Origin of the sequence: Virgibacillus sp. Bac332 (assembly GCF_003667785.1) — a bacterium.
Classification (GTDB): Bacteria; Bacillota; Bacilli; order Bacillales; family Amphibacillaceae; genus Virgibacillus; species Virgibacillus salarius.
Genome location: NZ_CP033046.1, coordinates 2,915,926 through 2,932,975, shown reverse-complemented (window position 1 = coordinate 2,932,975; position 17,050 = coordinate 2,915,926). Strand labels below are relative to the sequence as shown.

Annotated in this window: 19 protein-coding genes and 2 pseudogenes; 7 read left to right on the top strand and 14 right to left on the bottom strand. The window is 36.6% G+C overall.

Annotated features, from left to right (window positions below):
• Positions 1–43 precede the first annotated feature (43 nt).
• Positions 44–643 (top strand): YhcN/YlaJ family sporulation lipoprotein, encoded by a 600-nt coding sequence (locus D9782_RS13940; protein WP_026680767.1) that lies wholly within the window; start codon positions 44–46, stop codon positions 641–643.
• 37 nt (positions 644–680) lie between these two features.
• On the opposite strand, the gene D9782_RS13935 is transcribed toward D9782_RS13940, so the two are convergent.
• Complete coding sequence (locus D9782_RS13935; RefSeq protein ID WP_026680766.1) at positions 681–968, bottom strand: hypothetical protein; 288 nt, start codon at positions 966–968, stop codon at positions 681–683.
• A gap of 180 nt (positions 969–1,148) precedes the next feature.
• Between D9782_RS13935 and D9782_RS13930 the strand changes: the two genes are divergently transcribed.
• Positions 1,149–1,352: a YlaI family protein gene (locus D9782_RS13930; protein WP_026680765.1), complete on the top strand. Its 204-nt coding sequence runs from the start codon at positions 1,149–1,151 to the stop codon at positions 1,350–1,352.
• A 357-nt stretch (positions 1,353–1,709) separates the two neighbouring features.
• Here D9782_RS13930 and D9782_RS13925 read toward each other — a convergent pair whose 3' ends face one another.
• A complete protein-coding gene (locus tag D9782_RS13925) occupies positions 1,710–2,021 on the bottom strand; it encodes a YlaH-like family protein (protein WP_026680764.1) in 312 nt (103 codons plus the stop codon).
• Between the two features lie 166 nt (positions 2,022–2,187).
• Here D9782_RS13925 and D9782_RS22975 point away from each other — a divergent pair, with 166 nt between their 5' ends.
• Positions 2,188–2,358 (top strand): DUF5325 family protein, encoded by a 171-nt coding sequence (locus D9782_RS22975; protein ID WP_161629269.1) that lies wholly within the window; start codon positions 2,188–2,190, stop codon positions 2,356–2,358.
• Positions 2,359–2,368: 10 nt separating this feature from the next.
• On the opposite strand, the gene D9782_RS13920 is transcribed toward D9782_RS22975, so the two are convergent.
• Together D9782_RS13920 and D9782_RS13915 are read right to left on the bottom strand one after the other, a co-directional pair.
• Positions 2,369–3,178 (bottom strand): inositol monophosphatase family protein, encoded by an 810-nt coding sequence (locus tag D9782_RS13920; RefSeq protein ID WP_026680763.1) that lies wholly within the window; start codon positions 3,176–3,178, stop codon positions 2,369–2,371.
• A gap of 360 nt (positions 3,179–3,538) precedes the next feature.
• Complete coding sequence (locus tag D9782_RS13915) at positions 3,539–3,730, bottom strand: hypothetical protein (protein WP_026680762.1); 192 nt, start codon at positions 3,728–3,730, stop codon at positions 3,539–3,541.
• A gap of 232 nt (positions 3,731–3,962) precedes the next feature.
• Between D9782_RS13915 and D9782_RS13910 the strand changes: the two genes are divergently transcribed.
• Complete coding sequence (locus D9782_RS13910; protein WP_026680761.1) at positions 3,963–4,580, top strand: YktB family protein; 618 nt, start codon at positions 3,963–3,965, stop codon at positions 4,578–4,580.
• Positions 4,581–4,713: 133 nt separating this feature from the next.
• Here D9782_RS13910 and D9782_RS13905 read toward each other — a convergent pair.
• From D9782_RS13905 to D9782_RS13895, 3 genes and pseudogenes are all read right to left on the bottom strand, one after another.
• Positions 4,714–4,884, bottom strand: a pseudogene (locus D9782_RS13905) (zinc ribbon domain-containing protein); the annotation flags it as partial.
• Positions 4,885–4,901: 17 nt separating this feature from the next.
• Positions 4,902–5,087: pseudogene (locus D9782_RS13900) on the bottom strand (transposase); the annotation flags it as partial.
• A 132-nt stretch (positions 5,088–5,219) separates the two neighbouring features.
• Complete coding sequence (locus tag D9782_RS13895; protein ID WP_026680760.1) at positions 5,220–5,489, bottom strand: UPF0223 family protein; 270 nt, start codon at positions 5,487–5,489, stop codon at positions 5,220–5,222.
• Between the two features lie 337 nt (positions 5,490–5,826).
• Here D9782_RS13895 and D9782_RS13890 point away from each other — a divergent pair, with 337 nt between their 5' ends.
• A complete protein-coding gene (locus tag D9782_RS13890; protein WP_246484910.1) occupies positions 5,827–7,293 on the top strand; it encodes an aminotransferase class I/II-fold pyridoxal phosphate-dependent enzyme in 1,467 nt (488 codons plus the stop codon).
• 171 nt (positions 7,294–7,464) lie between these two features.
• Here the strand turns inward: D9782_RS13890 and D9782_RS13885 are convergent, their stop codons facing one another.
• Both D9782_RS13885 and D9782_RS13880 read right to left on the bottom strand, forming a co-directional pair.
• Positions 7,465–7,572, bottom strand: coding sequence for a GapA-binding peptide SR1P (locus D9782_RS13885; protein WP_080668661.1), 108 nt, complete (start codon positions 7,570–7,572; stop codon positions 7,465–7,467).
• 150 nt (positions 7,573–7,722) lie between these two features.
• Positions 7,723–8,580, bottom strand: a complete 858-nt coding sequence (locus D9782_RS13880) for a polysaccharide deacetylase family protein (RefSeq protein ID WP_026680758.1) — start codon at positions 8,578–8,580, stop codon at positions 7,723–7,725.
• 276 nt (positions 8,581–8,856) lie between these two features.
• Between D9782_RS13880 and D9782_RS13875 the strand changes: the two genes are divergently transcribed.
• Complete coding sequence (locus D9782_RS13875) at positions 8,857–10,386, top strand: glycine betaine uptake BCCT transporter (RefSeq protein WP_121605035.1); 1,530 nt, start codon at positions 8,857–8,859, stop codon at positions 10,384–10,386.
• 372 nt (positions 10,387–10,758) lie between these two features.
• On the top strand, positions 10,759–11,142 hold the full coding sequence (locus D9782_RS13870; protein ID WP_026680756.1) for a hypothetical protein: 384 nt from the start codon (positions 10,759–10,761) through the stop codon (positions 11,140–11,142).
• Between the two features lie 224 nt (positions 11,143–11,366).
• Here the strand turns inward: D9782_RS13870 and lpdA are convergent, their stop codons facing one another.
• From lpdA to D9782_RS13845, 5 genes are all read right to left on the bottom strand, one after another.
• Entirely contained in the window at positions 11,367–12,773 is a 1,407-nt protein-coding gene (gene lpdA, locus D9782_RS13865) for a dihydrolipoyl dehydrogenase (protein ID WP_026680755.1), read from the bottom strand.
• Between the two features lie 3 nt (positions 12,774–12,776).
• Positions 12,777–14,051 (bottom strand): dihydrolipoamide acetyltransferase family protein, encoded by a 1,275-nt coding sequence (locus D9782_RS13860; protein WP_121605034.1) that lies wholly within the window; start codon positions 14,049–14,051, stop codon positions 12,777–12,779.
• A gap of 22 nt (positions 14,052–14,073) precedes the next feature.
• Positions 14,074–15,051, bottom strand: a complete 978-nt coding sequence (locus D9782_RS13855; RefSeq protein ID WP_026680753.1) for an alpha-ketoacid dehydrogenase subunit beta — start codon at positions 15,049–15,051, stop codon at positions 14,074–14,076.
• A 3-nt stretch (positions 15,052–15,054) separates the two neighbouring features.
• A complete protein-coding gene (gene pdhA / locus D9782_RS13850) occupies positions 15,055–16,098 on the bottom strand; it encodes a pyruvate dehydrogenase (acetyl-transferring) E1 component subunit alpha (RefSeq protein WP_226983656.1) in 1,044 nt (347 codons plus the stop codon).
• A gap of 486 nt (positions 16,099–16,584) precedes the next feature.
• Positions 16,585–16,800, bottom strand: a complete 216-nt coding sequence (locus tag D9782_RS13845) for a hypothetical protein (RefSeq protein WP_121603973.1) — start codon at positions 16,798–16,800, stop codon at positions 16,585–16,587.
• Positions 16,801–17,050 lie beyond the last annotated feature (250 nt).

The following is a 17,050-nucleotide window of genomic DNA, read 5'->3' as shown; positions in this document are numbered from 1 at the left end:
AAAATAACAGTAATCGTTTTTATTATGGATGGAGGAATTTCTAATGAGATGGCGAATAGGTTTAATATTACTTGCTAATATATTTATATTGGCAGCATGTCAGCAGCAAAGTCAAGAAGAGCCATTATCGAATGAAGAGAAAGACAATCAAATGATTCAGGTAAAGAATTCGGACCCTCACGAACAAAAAAACCTTACAAATACAGAAATCGCAGATCACCTTGCAAATATTGCAAGTGACGTTCCTAACGTTGAAGACGCGACATCTGTTGTAGCTGGCCCCTATGCAGTTGTAGGGATTGATGTAGATAAAGACCTCGATCGATCGAGAGTAGGCACGATAAAATATAGTGTGTTAGAAGCTCTTTATCATGATCCTTATGGAAAAACAGCGGTTGTTGTAGCGGATGCAGATATGACAGAAAGAATTAGAGGAATGGCAAATAAAATTAGACAAGGACACCCAGTCCATGGCGTTGTAGATGAACTTGCTGCAATTGTAGGAAGGTATATGCCAGATTTTCCAATCAGCGATGACAGACCTCAGGAACCGGATCAAAATAAAGAAGTAATACCCGAGGACGAAAAACAAAAGCTAGAAGATACAGAAGAAGAACAATCTAATCATCATAATAATGAATAATAAAAGAGTTTCCGACTATTACGGAAACTCTTTATCCTTATTGTTGATGCTCAATGGCATTATTATCTTTATGCTCTGTATAGTATTGAACTCCAAATTGAGAGCCTTCTGAAACCATTTTAGCGTTTTCTAATTGTGCTAGATCCTGGTTTTCTGATTGATCCGGTACACCAGCATCTTCAAAAGTAGTACGTATTCCATTTTGATAATTTGTTATTTTGTCTTTTACTTTTTGCCGATTATCTTTATTCTTTAAAAAATATCCTGCCATTGTTGCACCAATCACACCAGCTGCACCAGCAGAATACAAATATCCTTTCTTCATCAAATCGCCCTTTCTTTTACTTATTTATGAGGTATTTACCCTATTCCACCAATCATCAAACATGACATACTTCTTTTTCAGGTCCACATTGTGTTACACTAAGATTAGATTATGATGACAAATAATGATGATATTGTCGACAATAATCTTAAGCCTATTTTTTTACGTTGAGGTGAAATTATGCAAGTTAAATGTACAATTTGCGACAATATAGAAAGTATTGATGATCATTCCTTTGAAGCGAAACGATTAAGAAACAGGCGAATCCATATGTACCTTTGCCAATTATGTTATGAACGAATTGAGCACAAAACGAAACAACGTCATGCTACCGGAAAATTTCGTTTATATACAGAAAAAAAAGCATCTGACGATTTTATTTAAGTCATAAAGAGCGGGGATAAAAAAACAGCTTTTTACGCAAAATACAATAATCATGTTACCCCGCAGGAGTCTCGTATATTTTAGAGCGCAAGTGTCCGATTAGAAACGTAGCGACTGGAGCAAGTCAACGGAGATAAAGAAATCACGGTGAGCCTTTCGAGCCGATGAATGAATTAGATTAAGGCGATTTGTGAAATCGCCTCGTTTCTCGGTGCTTGCACTTTACGCGACTCAACACGCCAATATTTATCCACCCACATGGGCACATTTTATAATTCCTAGACTATCAAAAAAACGAAAGGTAATTAATTTACCTTTCGTTTTTTATTGTTTCTTAATTCTGTTGTCTCATTCTCTTTATTCGTTGCGTTTTCTGGTTCTTTCCTTATGTAGTCGTAATCGATAAATACCTAACACGAGTGAAATAACAACTAAACTCTCTGTAATTGGCATTTGCATAACACTACTGAAAATCGTAAGTACAAATACACCAATTGCCAACATGATATATACCACAATCGTTTTAATCATCGGAAGCTTTCTAGCAAACCCCAGCTTAAATGCAATAATACTAAAGATAAGATTTAAAATATATAATCCTTCAAACAAATATTCCGTTCCAACTTGCTCGAGAACAAAATCAAATACTAGACTGAAATTCGAGTTCATATGTATCCCCCACTACTTATGTATAGCAATTTAAAATCCTTTTATTATCATACTAAATATTTAGCATGTTCGCCAGCCTAATATATGGTTACATACTTATATAAAACCCTTTGATCAAATAATCGATTTCCGATATACTAGATTTTGAGATAAAAGAGGTGTGGACATGAAAAATATAAATTTTCCAATGCTCTTATTAGCATTACTCGTTATTTTAATGTTTGTTGGCGTCAGCATATCGATAGCCTACCGTAATATATGGTTAGTGATTTTGTTTATATTATTGGGATTTGCTTTTATGGGATTTGGTATAAGCTTAAAGAAAAAAAGGAAGTGACTTTAAAAAGTCACTTCCTCGCTTTACGTACGTAATCTTCAAGAATGTTCTGTTGTATTTGTGGGTTACAGGTGAAGACAGAGTTCTTATCTAACATATTTATTTTATCCCCATCAATCGTTGAAGTTACTCCACCTACTTCATTAACAATAACCATTCCTGCCGCAATATCCCACGGTGAAAGACTAAGCGTTAAGTAGCCATCTAAAATGCCTTCAGCTACGTATGCAAATTCCAACGCTGCGGAACCATAAGTTCTCGTGCCTCTTATATCCCGAACGAGCTGTTGCATGATAGTTTCATCGACTAGACGATTCTTACACAACCAAAAATGGTTTAATCCGATGATCGCCTCATTAAAACGGACGTCTTGATTTAATAAAGGAAGTCTCGTCTCGCCTTTATAAGCCCCTTTTCCTCGTTGTGCACTATACAATATATCATCCATCACATTGTAAATAAGCCCAATCTCACCGATGTTGTCATGATAAATTCCAATTGATATAGCAAAATTTCTCTTTTGATGAACAAAATTCATTGTTCCATCAATTGGATCGATGATCCAAACCGTTCCATCCATTGTTCTTATCTCATCACCAAAACCCTCTTCACTTAATATAAAATGTTCTGGATATTTTTTCTTTATCCGGGAAGCAAAGAAAGCTTCTGTATCTTTGTCCATCGTCGTGACTAAATCATTTGCATTGGATTTTGTATCAATAGTTAATGGATCGTTCATATGATTTCTAATTGTCCTTCCAGCTTCAAGTACCCATTCTACCGCTTGATGGTATACTTCTTCACGATACACTTCATCCATATGTATTCCTCCAATGTTTTCTATATAATACTATAGTATCAGAACTCTTGATGCGAGTCATCGGTTTCACTACCTTAGCTATAATCATTTCTAGTTAGTAAGAAAAAAGCGCAAGCGCCAAATTAGAAATGTAGTGACTGGAGCGAGTCAACAGACATAAAGGAATCACGGTGAGCTTGCGAGCCGATGATGACTTAGATTAGGGCGATTCGTGAAGTCGCCTCGTTTCTGGGTGCTAGAGCTGGACGCGGCTCAATATTTCCATATTTATCCACATGAGCAAATTTAATAATTTCATTATCTAGACTATGAAAAAACCCTCAATACGGATGAAATACCGTTATTGAAGGTCAAAGCACTCTATTCATTATCAATCTCCATTAGCTGTCTCCTCAGCTGCTTTAATCGCTCTTTACTTTTTATAATTCCTACAGTATCTTCACTCTTCATCGCATCATAAAGTGTTACAAGTTCATAATCAATTTCCATGCGGATCACAGGCAATTTTTCTTGGGCTTCTTTACGACGTAAAGCCTCCATAACGTACTTCAATTTGTACACAACCTTTCGATCGCTTTTAATATATTTATGAATATCATCACCATTTGGTTCAATAAATCTTATAATTCCGCGACTTATTGTTATAATTTCCCCTTAAAACGACTTGTTTAAACATTATATTTATAAAACTTGACTTGCTTTAATAAATACTTAATAATAATTATTATAATTAGAATCTGCAGAAATACACCTTGATAACTAGACAGAAGAAAGGGAGATTAAAATGGCTTTTAATGGTTTTGAAAAAAAAGATTTTGATACATTTTTCATTGATGGACTTGAATCAAGAATGGAGGCAATTCAAACACGGATACAGCCAAAATTTCAAGAAATCGGTAGCTTTTTGGCAGATTATTTAGCTACGCAAGTAGGGAATGAAGTATTCGTACATATTGCCAAGCATGCGCGTAGAACAGTAAATCCGCCAAAAGATACATGGCTAGCTATTGCTGCGAATAAACGGGGATACAAAAAACACCCACACTTTCAGGTAGGTTTGTTTGATGATCATGTATTCATTTGGTTAGCACTGATTTATGAACTAGATCATAAATCAGCCATTGCCCAGACATTCATAAATAGTTTTGATGAATTAAAACAACTTCCTAAAAACTTTGTCGTATCACTAGATCATATGAAAAAAGATGCAAAAAGTATAGAAGACTTAGAGCTAAAAGATGTTAAACGATTCCGCGACGTAAAGAAGGCTGAATTTCTAGTTGGTCTACATTTAGATAGAAATGATGACCGTGTGTATGATGGAGACGCATTCTTACATCAAGCAACAAGTACCATTGATTCTCTACTACCTTTCTATAAAAAAGCAGTAAATAGTAAATAGTATAGTGAACTACTCCCCCCACTTACCGCCCTTACGGGTTGCTTGAAATGGGGGCTTCTTGGGTAATCGCCACTTTTGGTAGCTGACGAAATGGACCAAGCTAACCCTCTTGTTCCAAGAGTTTATATTTTCATTAGGCACTTGCTAATAAGCGAATGCCTTCTTTTTTGATATGAAGCGCTGAATTATAATCTCTATCGAGATTTAGCCCACACGAACAAGCGTAAGTTCTAATTTCTATAGGCATTGGTTGGGTATTTCCGCAACTCGAACAAGTTTTGGTAGATGGGAACCATTTATCAATATCCTTTGATTTTCAATCTATTTTTTTACTACTTCAATAGGCGAACCGCCAGTTGTCAACAAACCAAAACTTCTTGACCAAAACATTTCTTTCCATAACTTTTTACGAACAGGAGGAAAATCCCTCTTGCTAAGTCTTGAACTGGCACTTTTATAGGCATTGATGAATTTCGATCATTCACTGTTGGGTTGTGCTTTGAACAAAAAAGGAAAAAAGCCTTTGGGCTGTCGCCCAACCGAAATTCATCTCCACTCCCTTACCGTTGGGCTCCGCCCTTCACACGCTTGAAGATGGAGACTTCTTTCGGAAGTACGTTAAAATACGCTTCGCCAGTTTTATTTCATAGATATTTTATGTTGATCTGAATCCCTTGCGTGTCTTATAACCGGAAAGCATGCATATCCAGATCCCTGTTCAAATTCTCGAAATAGTTTCTTCTCTTCACTCTTCGAGGGAACGACCTTCTTAAAATCATTATATACAGTCAATAATACAGTACGGTCAACGTTTTTTTCATATGCTTGTTCGACCAGTGAAAAGAATTGAACCACCTGTATTACTTCCTCCTTCGTCCAGGTTTCATCAATAGGATAATGATAACTCATGCCACGACCCCTTTCAGCATCAAGCTTTTACGTTTTGATAAGTCTCTTTCTATAACTATCTGGAAGATATTCTTCTCTGTGTCTGCTTCGCTCATTGCAGCAATCTGCTAACTCACTAGCATTCCCTACCGATAAATCAGCAAAAGCCGAATGAGCTAATCTCTTTGAAAGATTGGGTTTTTAATGTTTAATTGCTAAAAACCTTTTCTAAAGAATTATATCAATAACTATTTCTTCTATTTTAGCATTTATTCTTGTTGAACGACTAGTATTTATGGTTGTCTTTTGCTATAATACTTTCGATATTTTAGTCTGACATCATAGAGAGGTGTTCCTATTGGATGAACAGCATCATACACCATTATTTACCGGTGTATTAGAACATATTAACAAAAATCCTATCCCCTTCCATATACCAGGTCATAAACAAGGAAGGGCTGCTGATGATACATTTCGTACGTTCTTAGGCGAGAATGCCTTTAAGATGGATTTAATTAATATTACACCTTTAGATGATCTACATCATCCACAAGGAATTATTAAGCATGCTCAAGAACTAGCTGCCAAAGCATTTGGTGCGGAGCACACCTTTTTTTCTGTGCAAGGAACAAGCGGTGCTATTATGGCAATGGTAATGAGCGTCTGTGGCCCTGGTGATAAAATAATTGTACCCAGAAATGTCCATAAATCTGTAACAGCTGCCATTATTTTTTCTGGTGCTATACCTGTTTTTATTCATCCAGAATTAGATAAAGTATTAGGTATTTCTCATGGAATTACGCCAACTTCTATTGAGCAAGCTCTTGAAGCACACCCGGAAGCTAAGGCGGTTTTGGTTATTAACCCTACCTATTTTGGTATTGCAGCAGACTTAGAAGAAATTGTAAAGATGGTACATTCATATCGTATACCTGTTTTAGTTGATGAGGCACATGGAGTACATATTCATTTCCATGATGACTTACCAATATCTGCCATGCAGGCTGGAGCTGACCTTGCCGCTACAAGTGTTCATAAATTAGGAGGATCATTAACCCAGAGTTCGATTTTAAACCTTCAAGGTACGCTTATTTCACATGAACGAGTACAAACAGTTATATCAATGCTAACAACGACTTCTACTTCCTATTTACTGTTAGCTTCTTTAGATACTGCAAGAAAACAATTAGCTACTAAAGGGAAAGAGCTCCTAACCAAAACGATAGAACTTGCCAACTATGCCAGAATTCAAATCAACAGCCTAGCTTATCTTTATTGTGCTGGCTCTGAATTATTAGGATCAGAAGCAATAAATCAATATGATCCGACTAAGTTAATCATTTCCGTGAAAGATTTAGGAATTACCGGTTATGAAGCTGAACTATTTTTAAGGGAAAAGCATGCGATAGAAGTAGAACTTTCCGATCTCTATAATGTATTATGCATCATTACCCCTGCCGATTCTCTTTCTTCCATTAGTAAATTAATGGAGGGGCTAAATCATCTAGAAAAAGTTAAGAAACAATCTGTAACGGATGTACAAGTTACCGTACCCGATATTCCCATCCTTGCTTTAGCACCTAGAGATGCATTTTATGCAGAGACAGAAACCGTCTTATTTCAGGAGGCAGCAGGTAGAATCAGCGCAGAATCCATTATGATCTATCCACCAGGGATTCCTATATTTATACCTGGAGAGATCATTACGAATGAAAATATCTCTTATATTCAAAAGAATATTGATGCTGGACTACCTGTACAAGGACTTCTAGATGAAACACTTGAAACGATCCAGGTAATTAAGGAATATAAGCCGTTTAAATGATTTTAAACTAATAACCAGTTTAACCATAATAGCAAACAATTTTTTATACTCTCTATCCACATTCCACATAAATTAGCCTATAATCATATTTTTAAATCCCATAATTGTACACAAAAAGATAGCTAGCCCTAATGAGAGCTAGCTATCTTTAATAGGTATATATTAACTTTATTATTTATTTTCACGGCAAGTCGGACAAGTACCATATAAAGTGGTAACTTTCTCTTCATCATAATGTTCAATGACTTTTTGACAATCTTGGCAAACAACTGTGCCCATTTGGCCCAACTCCTTTTTAATGAATTGTGATAGCGTATTCACATTATAATATGTCACATTAAAAAAATCAACCTTAAAATAGTATGACACATTTAATAATTAATCCAAATTAAAAACCGCTACTTTTCGCAGCGGTTGTAGATTACAGTATTATAATGTTTTGATTAGATGAGGATCAACCATTTCATAGCCCTTATCTCTCAACCCATTCACAATATTCTCTAATGCCTCGTTTGTCCATTCACGGTCATGCATCAATAAATTAGCGCCGGGTTTGAGCAGTGAATAATCAACCCCTACTTCAGGCCCCTCACCTGTTATCATTGCCGTGGTCAATTTCTTTGCATCCATATAAGGCTTAAAATAATCATATCCATATGTCCAATTCATTAGGACCATTCCTTCATCTTTTACAACCTGTTTTGAATGCTCCGTGTTAGACCCATGCGGTGCTCGAAAAAATAATGGTTTTTCGCCAATTATTTCTTCAATTTGATCACTAACTCTCACTATTTCTTTCGTTTGCTCTTCATCCGTTAAATCTTTTAAATTTGGGTGACTGTATGTATGATTACCAATTACAAATCCCATTTCATGAATTTGTTTTAGCATATCTCTTTGCTCTGGTGTCTCTAAGAAGTGTCCATTTACAAAAAAGATAGCATTTACATCTAACTTTTTTAAAGTGTTTGCCATTTCCAAAGCATGTTTATCAGGTACATCATCAATGGTTAATAAGACTACTTTTTCATTCGTATCTTCACCCAAAGGTACAACTGATGAATCATCCGCTATTTCATACATAGGCTCGGTTTGATCTTCCTCTTTGTTTTTTATGACCTCGGCATTTGAATCTTTGCCCTCTAATTCTCCACTGCTTTCTTTGTCGGTAGAATCGGTTGAATGATCCTGTTCTTGCTCTGGTTGTTGCATCGCTTCATTTGCACCACATCCAGCAAGCAGAAAAAGTCCTATCGCGATTATAAGTGTTATGAATGATGTCTTCATCAGATCGTCCCCTTGTTTAGTTTATTATTCTGTCACCTATATTATAGACTCCATAAAATGCACTGACAATATGAGTAATATACCATTTCCTATAAAGTGAAAGTTTAAACACACTACGAATTGGGTAAGAAAATATATGGTATGATCCTCTTTGACAAGGGAATAGTAAAAGCATGAGGTGTGAGATTTGCCTCAGACCTTTACTATATGTTTTAATACACTAAGTGCGCCTACTACATAAGATCAAAGAAATTTTAAATAGAAAGGACAATTTTTGTGAAAAAAGTAACACGCGTATTTTATATCTCAGCTATTATCGCATTATTGTTTATTATTTGGGGCATTATCCCGAAAGATATATTGCCTAATGGAAATTTGGATAATGTAACGTCAATTATTCAAGGCTTTTTGGTAGATAAATTTGGATGGTTTTACTTATTAAGTGCAACTGCATTTCTAGGATTTGCGATCTACCTTATTTTTTCAAAATATGGAAACATCAAGTTAGGTCGACCAGGTGATAAGCCAGAATATAGTTATTTAACATGGTTTGCTATGCTTTTTAGTGCCGGTATGGGAATTGGACTTGTTTTCTGGGGTGCAGCAGAGCCTATTTCCCACTTTCATAACCCTCCATTTGGAGAAGCAGAAACGAATGATGCAGCTAAAGCAGCAATGCAATATAGCTTTTTCCACTGGGGATTTCATCCATGGGCAATCTATGCAACGATTGCATTAGCACTAGCTTATTTCAAATTCCGAAAACAAGCTCCAGGTGTGGTTAGTGCCATACTAGAGCCGCTATTTGGTGATCGCATTAAGGGTGGATGGGGTACCGCCGTAGATTTCATTGTTGTATTCGCAACTATTTTTGGTGTTTCAACCTCCCTTGGACTTGGCGCCATTCAAATTAGTGGTGGTCTTTCCTTTGTAACGGGTATTGAATCAACAATAACCTTGCAGTTAATTATTATTGCTATTGTTACAGTATTATACATGACTTCAGCTATGACAGGTTTAAACAGAGGAATTAAATATTTAAGTAATGCAAATCTAATGCTCGCATTATTATTAATGCTTTTCGTATTATTCTTAGGGCCAACGAATTTTATCATGAACTTTTTCACGACAACTCTAGGAAGTTATTTACAGAACCTTCCTAGCATGAGCTTAAGAATGACTCCATTCAACGAAGAAAATGCAGAATGGATTAATGGCTGGACCATTTTTTATTGGGCATGGTGGATTGCTTGGGCCCCATTTGTAGGAACATTTATCGCTAGGGTTTCCCGCGGTAGAACGATACGTGAATTTGTTTTAGGCGTCCTGCTCGTACCAACTATATTCGGAGCACTTTGGTTTTCAGTGTTTGGTGGATCAGCCATACACTTAGAAGCGAATGCAGGTGCTAATATCATGCAATACATTGAAAGTGGCGGTGAACAATTAGCCTTGTTTGCTGTACTAGAACAATTTCCTATTGGTATCGTTATATCCATCATTGCAATTTTATTAATCTGTACATTCTTCATTACATCAGCAGATTCAGCAACTTTTGTATTAGGAATGCAAACAACAGGCGGTAGCCTAGACCCAGCTAATTCAGTAAAATTCATTTGGGGTATTATACAATCGAGTGCTGCAGCAGTACTACTTTGGCAAGGTGGATTAAATGCTTTACAAACGGCATCCATAATAGCTGCCTTTCCATTTGCCATGATAATGCTACTTGTTGTTATCTCGTTAGTTAAGTCATTTAGACAGGAAGCAAAGGAAATTGATTTAGGAAGCAAAAGAAGGGGTTAGAACCTCAGCTTGTAGAAAAAGCCTTGTGTGTTTTCTACAAGCTTTTTTTGCGCAAACAGCAATAACAACAGTTTTTTTCTTTGAAGCTACGTTTTACTTTTTCTTTTCTCATACGGAAAATCCACTTACCATCATTAGAAAGGCGGTTCAAACGAACCTGCTCTTCCTTCTCACACATGACGAGTAACAGTTTTCTGGTGCTTGTGTACATTTTGCAAGACTCGAATCCCTATTACATCTGCATTTCGTTTTATTTATAGCTTTATTACTAATCCAACAGATGCGTTTCAATCCATTAACAGTTCAATAACAAACGCTATGTTAAGCATTCTATTTGGTAAACTGATGTATATATGATTATTAAACAGGTAGGTGAGGAAAATTAGAAGCTTATTCATCCCTGTACTTGCTTTATTCCTACTGATTTTTTCATCAGGATGCCAAGCGACAAATGCAACTACAATAGACGTTATTTCATTTCAACCGAATGGTTACAATGTTATGTTTTTTACAAATAACTCGAATAGTGATTTAGAGAATATATATTTCGATGCAATTATTGAGATAAAAGCTAAATATCCATCCGCTTTTAAAGATGTACAAAAAGAGGAAAAAACGATGGACGATTTAGAAATGGGATTAAAACCTGAATCACCTTCCTTAGTTATCATGAAAAACGGGAAGACAATCGAACATTTATCTGGAGATATAGCAAAAAATGATCTCATGGATAAATTAGAGCAAATCATCAACTAATAGATGGACTGAATGCTCCTATAAGTTGTTTGAAATAGAAAAAAACTCCCCCAGAAATAGTTTATCTTCTGCGGGAGTTTTCTACTATGTCTTATAGCAAAAATAGCAGTGGTTTTACCTGTACCTGGCTTAGATAATAATAACGACTAGACTGCCAGCTAAGGAACTCTTTATGCGAATAAAAAAGGCTACCTCAGCTGTTGTGAGATAGCCTCTAATTTATATTACAGCATATGAATTGGTGTACCTAAAGCTACCTCTGCAGCTTCCATCGTAATCTCACCTAAACTAGGATGAGCATGAATAGTTAGTGCGATATCCTCTGCTGTCATTCCAGCTTCAATCGCAATACCAATTTCAGCAATCATATCACTAGCATTTGGTCCAGCGATTTGTGCCCCAATTACAAGGCCGTCTTCTTTACGAGTGATTAATTTCATAAATCCATCACTATCATTTAATGATAGCGCACGACCATTAGCAGCAAATGGGAATTTAGCAGCTTTTACATCGTAACCAGCATCTTTTGCTTCTTGTTCAGTATAACCAACTGATGCTAATTCTGGATCAGAGAATACAACTGCAGGCATACCTATATAATCAATCTCTGATTTTTCTCCACTAATTGCTTCCGCAGCAACCTTACCTTCATAAGATGCTTTATGAGCAAGTGGCATACCTTCTACAATGTCACCGATAGCATAGATATTATCTATGTTTGTGCGACATTGTTTATCAATTTTTATTAGACCACGATCATTCATTTCAATACCTACTTGTTCTAGACCAAGCTCTTGGGTATTAGGACGACGACCAACTGTTACTAATACATAATCTGCTTCAATGGTTTCCTCTTTACCATTAACTTCATAGGATACTTTTACGCCATCTTTGGTTTCTTCAACACCTTTAGCCATAGCTTCTGTGATGATATTTACACCTTTTTTCTTCAGACGTTTTTTCACAACTTGCTTCATTTGTTTTTCGAAGCCACCGAGAATATCCTTTGTACCTTCAAGTACTGTTATTTCAGTACCAAAATTAGCATACGCTGTACCAAGTTCAGTTCCAATATATCCTCCACCGATAACGACCATTTTCTCTGGAATTTCTTTAAGGTTTAAGGCACCCGTAGAATCCAATACACGTTCAGAGAATTTAAATGTTGGAATTTCAATTGGTGTAGAGCCTGTTGCAATAATACAGTTATTAAAGGTATATGTTTGAGAGTTTTTCTCATCCATAACTTTTGCTGTATTTTTATCCACAAAGTAAACTTCACCTTTGATAATATCTACTTTGTTACCTTTTAACAGACCTTCTACTCCTGATGTTAATTTATTAACAACAGTACCCTTCCATTCTTGGACTTTAGTAAAATCTACAGTTACGTTCTCTGTTTTAATACCTAACTGTTCATTTCCATAAGCATGTTCTGTTAAATGTCCTGCTTGAATTAATGCTTTTGATGGGATACACCCAACATTTAAGCAAACTCCCCCGAGGTTACCTTTTTCAACAATTGTAACTTTTTGACCTAATTGTGCAGCTCGAATGGCAGCAACATAGCCACCTGGTCCAGCTCCAACAACTAACGTATCTACTTCAATTGGGAAATCTCCTACAACCATAACCTACGCCTCCATCATAATTAATTGTGGATCGCTTAATAATCGCTTAATTTGATTTAGCGCTAACTGTGCAGTTGCACCATCAACAATGCGATGATCAAAGCTTAATGATAATGCGAGTACCGGTGCAATTACTATCTCTCCATCTCGAACAATTGGTTTATCAGCAATTCTGCCGATTCCTAGAATTATTGCCTCCGGATAATTTAATACCGGCGTAAACCATTGTCCGCCTGCAGAACCAATATTTGTAATTGTATTTGAAGCACCCTTCATCTCTTCAGGTGATAGTTTACCACTTCTAGCCTTTTCTGCCAATTCATTAATTTCTTTAGAAATAGCAAAAATAGATTTACGATCAGCATTTTTTACAACCGGAACAAGTAGTCCTTTTTCTGTATCAGCTGCAATTCCAATATTATAATAATGCTTCTGAACAATTTCATTTGTCTCATCATCCACCGCAGCATTTAAAATCGGGAATTTCTTAGAAGCAGATACAAGCGCCTTCGCTACATATGGCAAGTAAGTTAGTTTAATATCTTGCTCCGCAGCTACAGCTTTAAATTTCTTGCGATGTGCTACTAATTCTGTAACGTCAACTTCGTCCATTAACGTAACATGCGGAGCTTTCGTTTTCGAATTAACCATTGCTTTAGCAATAGCTTTTCGAATTCCACTCATCGCTTCACGTGTTTCAGGATAGTTACCTTCAGTCACAGCAGTTGTAGCCGTAGGTGCAGAAGCTTCTTTTTTCGTTTCTTTAGCTTCTTCAGAAGTTTTAGCAGGCTGATCACCGCTTAGGAAGCTATCAATATCCTCTTTTAAAATACGGCCATTTTTCCCAGAACCAGTAACCTCTGAGATATTCACATCGTTATCACGCGCATATTTTCTAACGGAAGGCATTGCGATCACTCGTTTGTCGCTACCATCATTTGTAGTATCTTGCTTTTTATCAGCTGCTGTTTCTTGTTTTTCTTCTTCTTTAGGAGCTTCTTCTTTATTATCTTCAGAAGCTGAATCTTCTGATTCATAACCTTCTGCGTCAAACGTTATTAGTACATCTCCTACAACAGCTACCGTTCCTTCATCCACATGGAGTTTTTTTACTGTACCCTCAACTGGAGAAGGGATTTCTACGACAGCTTTATCATTTTGGACTTCACACAATACATCATCTTCTTTGATGTCATCGCCCTCATTTACGAACCATTTGACAATTTCGCCTTCATGAATTCCTTCACCAATATCTGGAAGTTTAAATTCAAATGCCATTCGTATTACCTCCTATCTCTTATTAAAAATTCATTACAGTGTTTACTTTTTCTACGATGTCTTTATGGTTTGGTAACCATACTTCTTCTGCTGCTGAGAAAGAATATACTGTATCTGGAGCTGCAACACGTAATACTGGTGCTTCTAAATGTAAAATTGCACGCTCTTGAATCTCAGCTACAACATTTGCAGCAATACCTGCTTGACGCTGTGCTTCTTGGACAACAACGACACGATTTGTTTTCTTAACAGATTCGATAATGGTATCAATATCTAGAGGTGAGATCGTACGTAAGTCGATAACTTCAGCCTGTACACCATCTTTTTCTAATTCCTCTGCTGCCTTCAATGAAGCGTGTACCATGGCACCATAGGAAATAAGCGTAACATCTGTTCCCTCACGCTTAACTTCAGCCTTTCCTAAGTCGATTGTATATTCTTCCTCAGGTACTTCTCCGCGGAATGAGCGGTATAGCTTCATATGTTCTAGGAATAGCACTGGATCATTATCACGAATAGCTGAAATCAGCAAACCTTTTGCATCATATGGAGTTGAAGGAACTACTACTTTGATTCCTGGTTGTTGTGCAATTAATCCTTCTAAAGAATCAGCATGTAGCTCTGGAGTGTGTACTCCACCACCAAAAGGTGAGCGAATTGTAATTGGTGAACTATGTGATCCACCAGAACGATAGCGCATACGTGCCATTTGTCCACTAATAGAGTCCATTACTTCATATACGAAGCCGAAGAATTGAATTTCTGGTACTGGTCGATAGCCTTGTAAACCGAGTCCAATTGAAAGACCACCAATGCCAGATTCAGCTAACGGTGTATCAAACACACGATCTTCGCCAAATTCAGCTTGCAGTCCTTCAGTAGCACGGAATACGCCACCATTTTGACCAACATCTTCTCCGAACACAAGCACATTTTCATCATTTTTTAATTCTGTGCGTAATGCATCCGTGATTGCTTGAATCATTGTCATTTGTGCCATGATTTACTTCGACTCCTTTTCTTTGTATTCTTCCATTTGTTCTTGAAGGTTATATGGAAGTTCCTCATACATATTGCTAATAAAATCCGTTACTTTTTGTTTTGGATACTCATCAGCTTGCTTGATAGCTTTTTTGATCTCTTCTTTTGCTTCTTCAATTACTTTGCTTTCGTCTTCTTCAGACCATAGATTTTTACCTTCTAAGAATTTGCGGAAGCGAACAAGTGGATCTTTTTTCTCCCATTCGTTATCTAAATCATCTGTACGATAACGTGTAGGGTCATCTCCAGCCATCGTATGTGGACCATAACGATATGTTAATGTCTCAATAAGCATTGGGCCCTCACCATTAATAGCACGTTCACGAGCGTGTTTAGTTACAGCATAAACAGCAAGTACATCCATTCCATCTACTTGGATTCCTTCAATACCAGCAGCTACAGCTTTTTGTGCCAACGTTTTAGCATTTGTTTGCTTTTCAACAGGTACTGAAATCGCGAAGTAGTTATTTTGTACAAAGAAAATAGCAGGCGCTTTATATGCACCAGCAAAGTTTATTCCTTCATAAAAGTCCCCTTGTGATGTACCGCCATCACCAGTGTAAGTTACAGCAACTGCTTTCTTACCACGTTTTTTAATACCTAGAGCTACACCAGCAGTTTGTACATATTGTGCTCCAATAATAATCTGTGGACTAACTGCATTTACACCTTCAGGCATTTGATTACCATGAAAATGACCTCTTGAGAATAGGAAAGCTTGATATAAAGGTAATCCTTGCCAGATTAATTGTGGAACATCGCGATATCCTGGTAAAAGAAAATCATCCTTTTCCAATGCAAATTGACTTCCTAATTGAGAAGCTTCTTGACCAGCAGTTGGTGCATAGAATCCTAAACGCCCTTGACGATTTAAAGCAATAGAACGCTGATCTAACACACGAGTGTATACCATTCTACGCATTAGTTCCTTTAATTCGTCATCAGATAGTTCGGGCATATCATCTTTATTGACAATCTTTCCATCTTCGTTAAGAATTTGGAACATTTCGAACTGACTTTCAACACTTTCTAATACGTGTTTCAAAATAGTTCACCTCTTCCTTTCTTTATATCCTTATTGGTATTGTCATTTCTAGCGTACCCAAAATACGAAAAAAATCTGTACTTTTTGCTATTAACTATGTACCCTTTTCCGTTTTAGATTAATCAAAGCTACTTTCACATTTATCTGTTACATAAATAAAGCAAAAATCATTAGTACAATTTCTTTTCATGTAAATTCTAGCTTAATTATTTCAGTTGGTCAAACACTTTGTTTTTATTAATTTATTTTTAAAACAGCCTAATAATGGCTAGTGATTTATATGGCATTTACCTCCCCTCTGTTATATTACATATTAAAAACTGTATTATAATCATTACCATTAAAATATTTATAACCAATGTTTCTATATAAAAATTAAAAAAACGGAGCAAAATTCGCTCAGTCCTTATCACTAAATGCTCAGATTTACGCTTCCTCTAGTAGCTATTATGGAATAATAGCTACTGCTTGCTTGACCACCACTCCGGCTGCCCACTTCCCTTTCCGTGGGGTTTGTCCTTCAGCTAACTTTTTTAGCAAAACCCGCTCAAAAAAGTGGATCTTCAGGTCAAACATTTCCCACAGGAGTTGAAGTGGCCGGCCTTCGCTATTATCAGGCTCTACAACGCTAGCATGAAGTAACACAGCTGCTTTTATACTCACGGATAGCGATTTTCACTTTACCCATTGTAAAAAAAGTCAACCTATTACTTATGACAAGAATTGTTGCACCTTCTCATAGCGGAGACTAATTACGTAGACTCCTGCGGGATTAGCGCGAGCCGAAAATCCACTTTGCAACGTGTTCTTCTTTGCAAAGTTAGTTGAGGCCGTGCCCCATAGCCGTCAAGTTAAGCAGGATATTTTAAAAACCAAATAGTTATTCGTTATTCTGACATTATAAATGGAATAA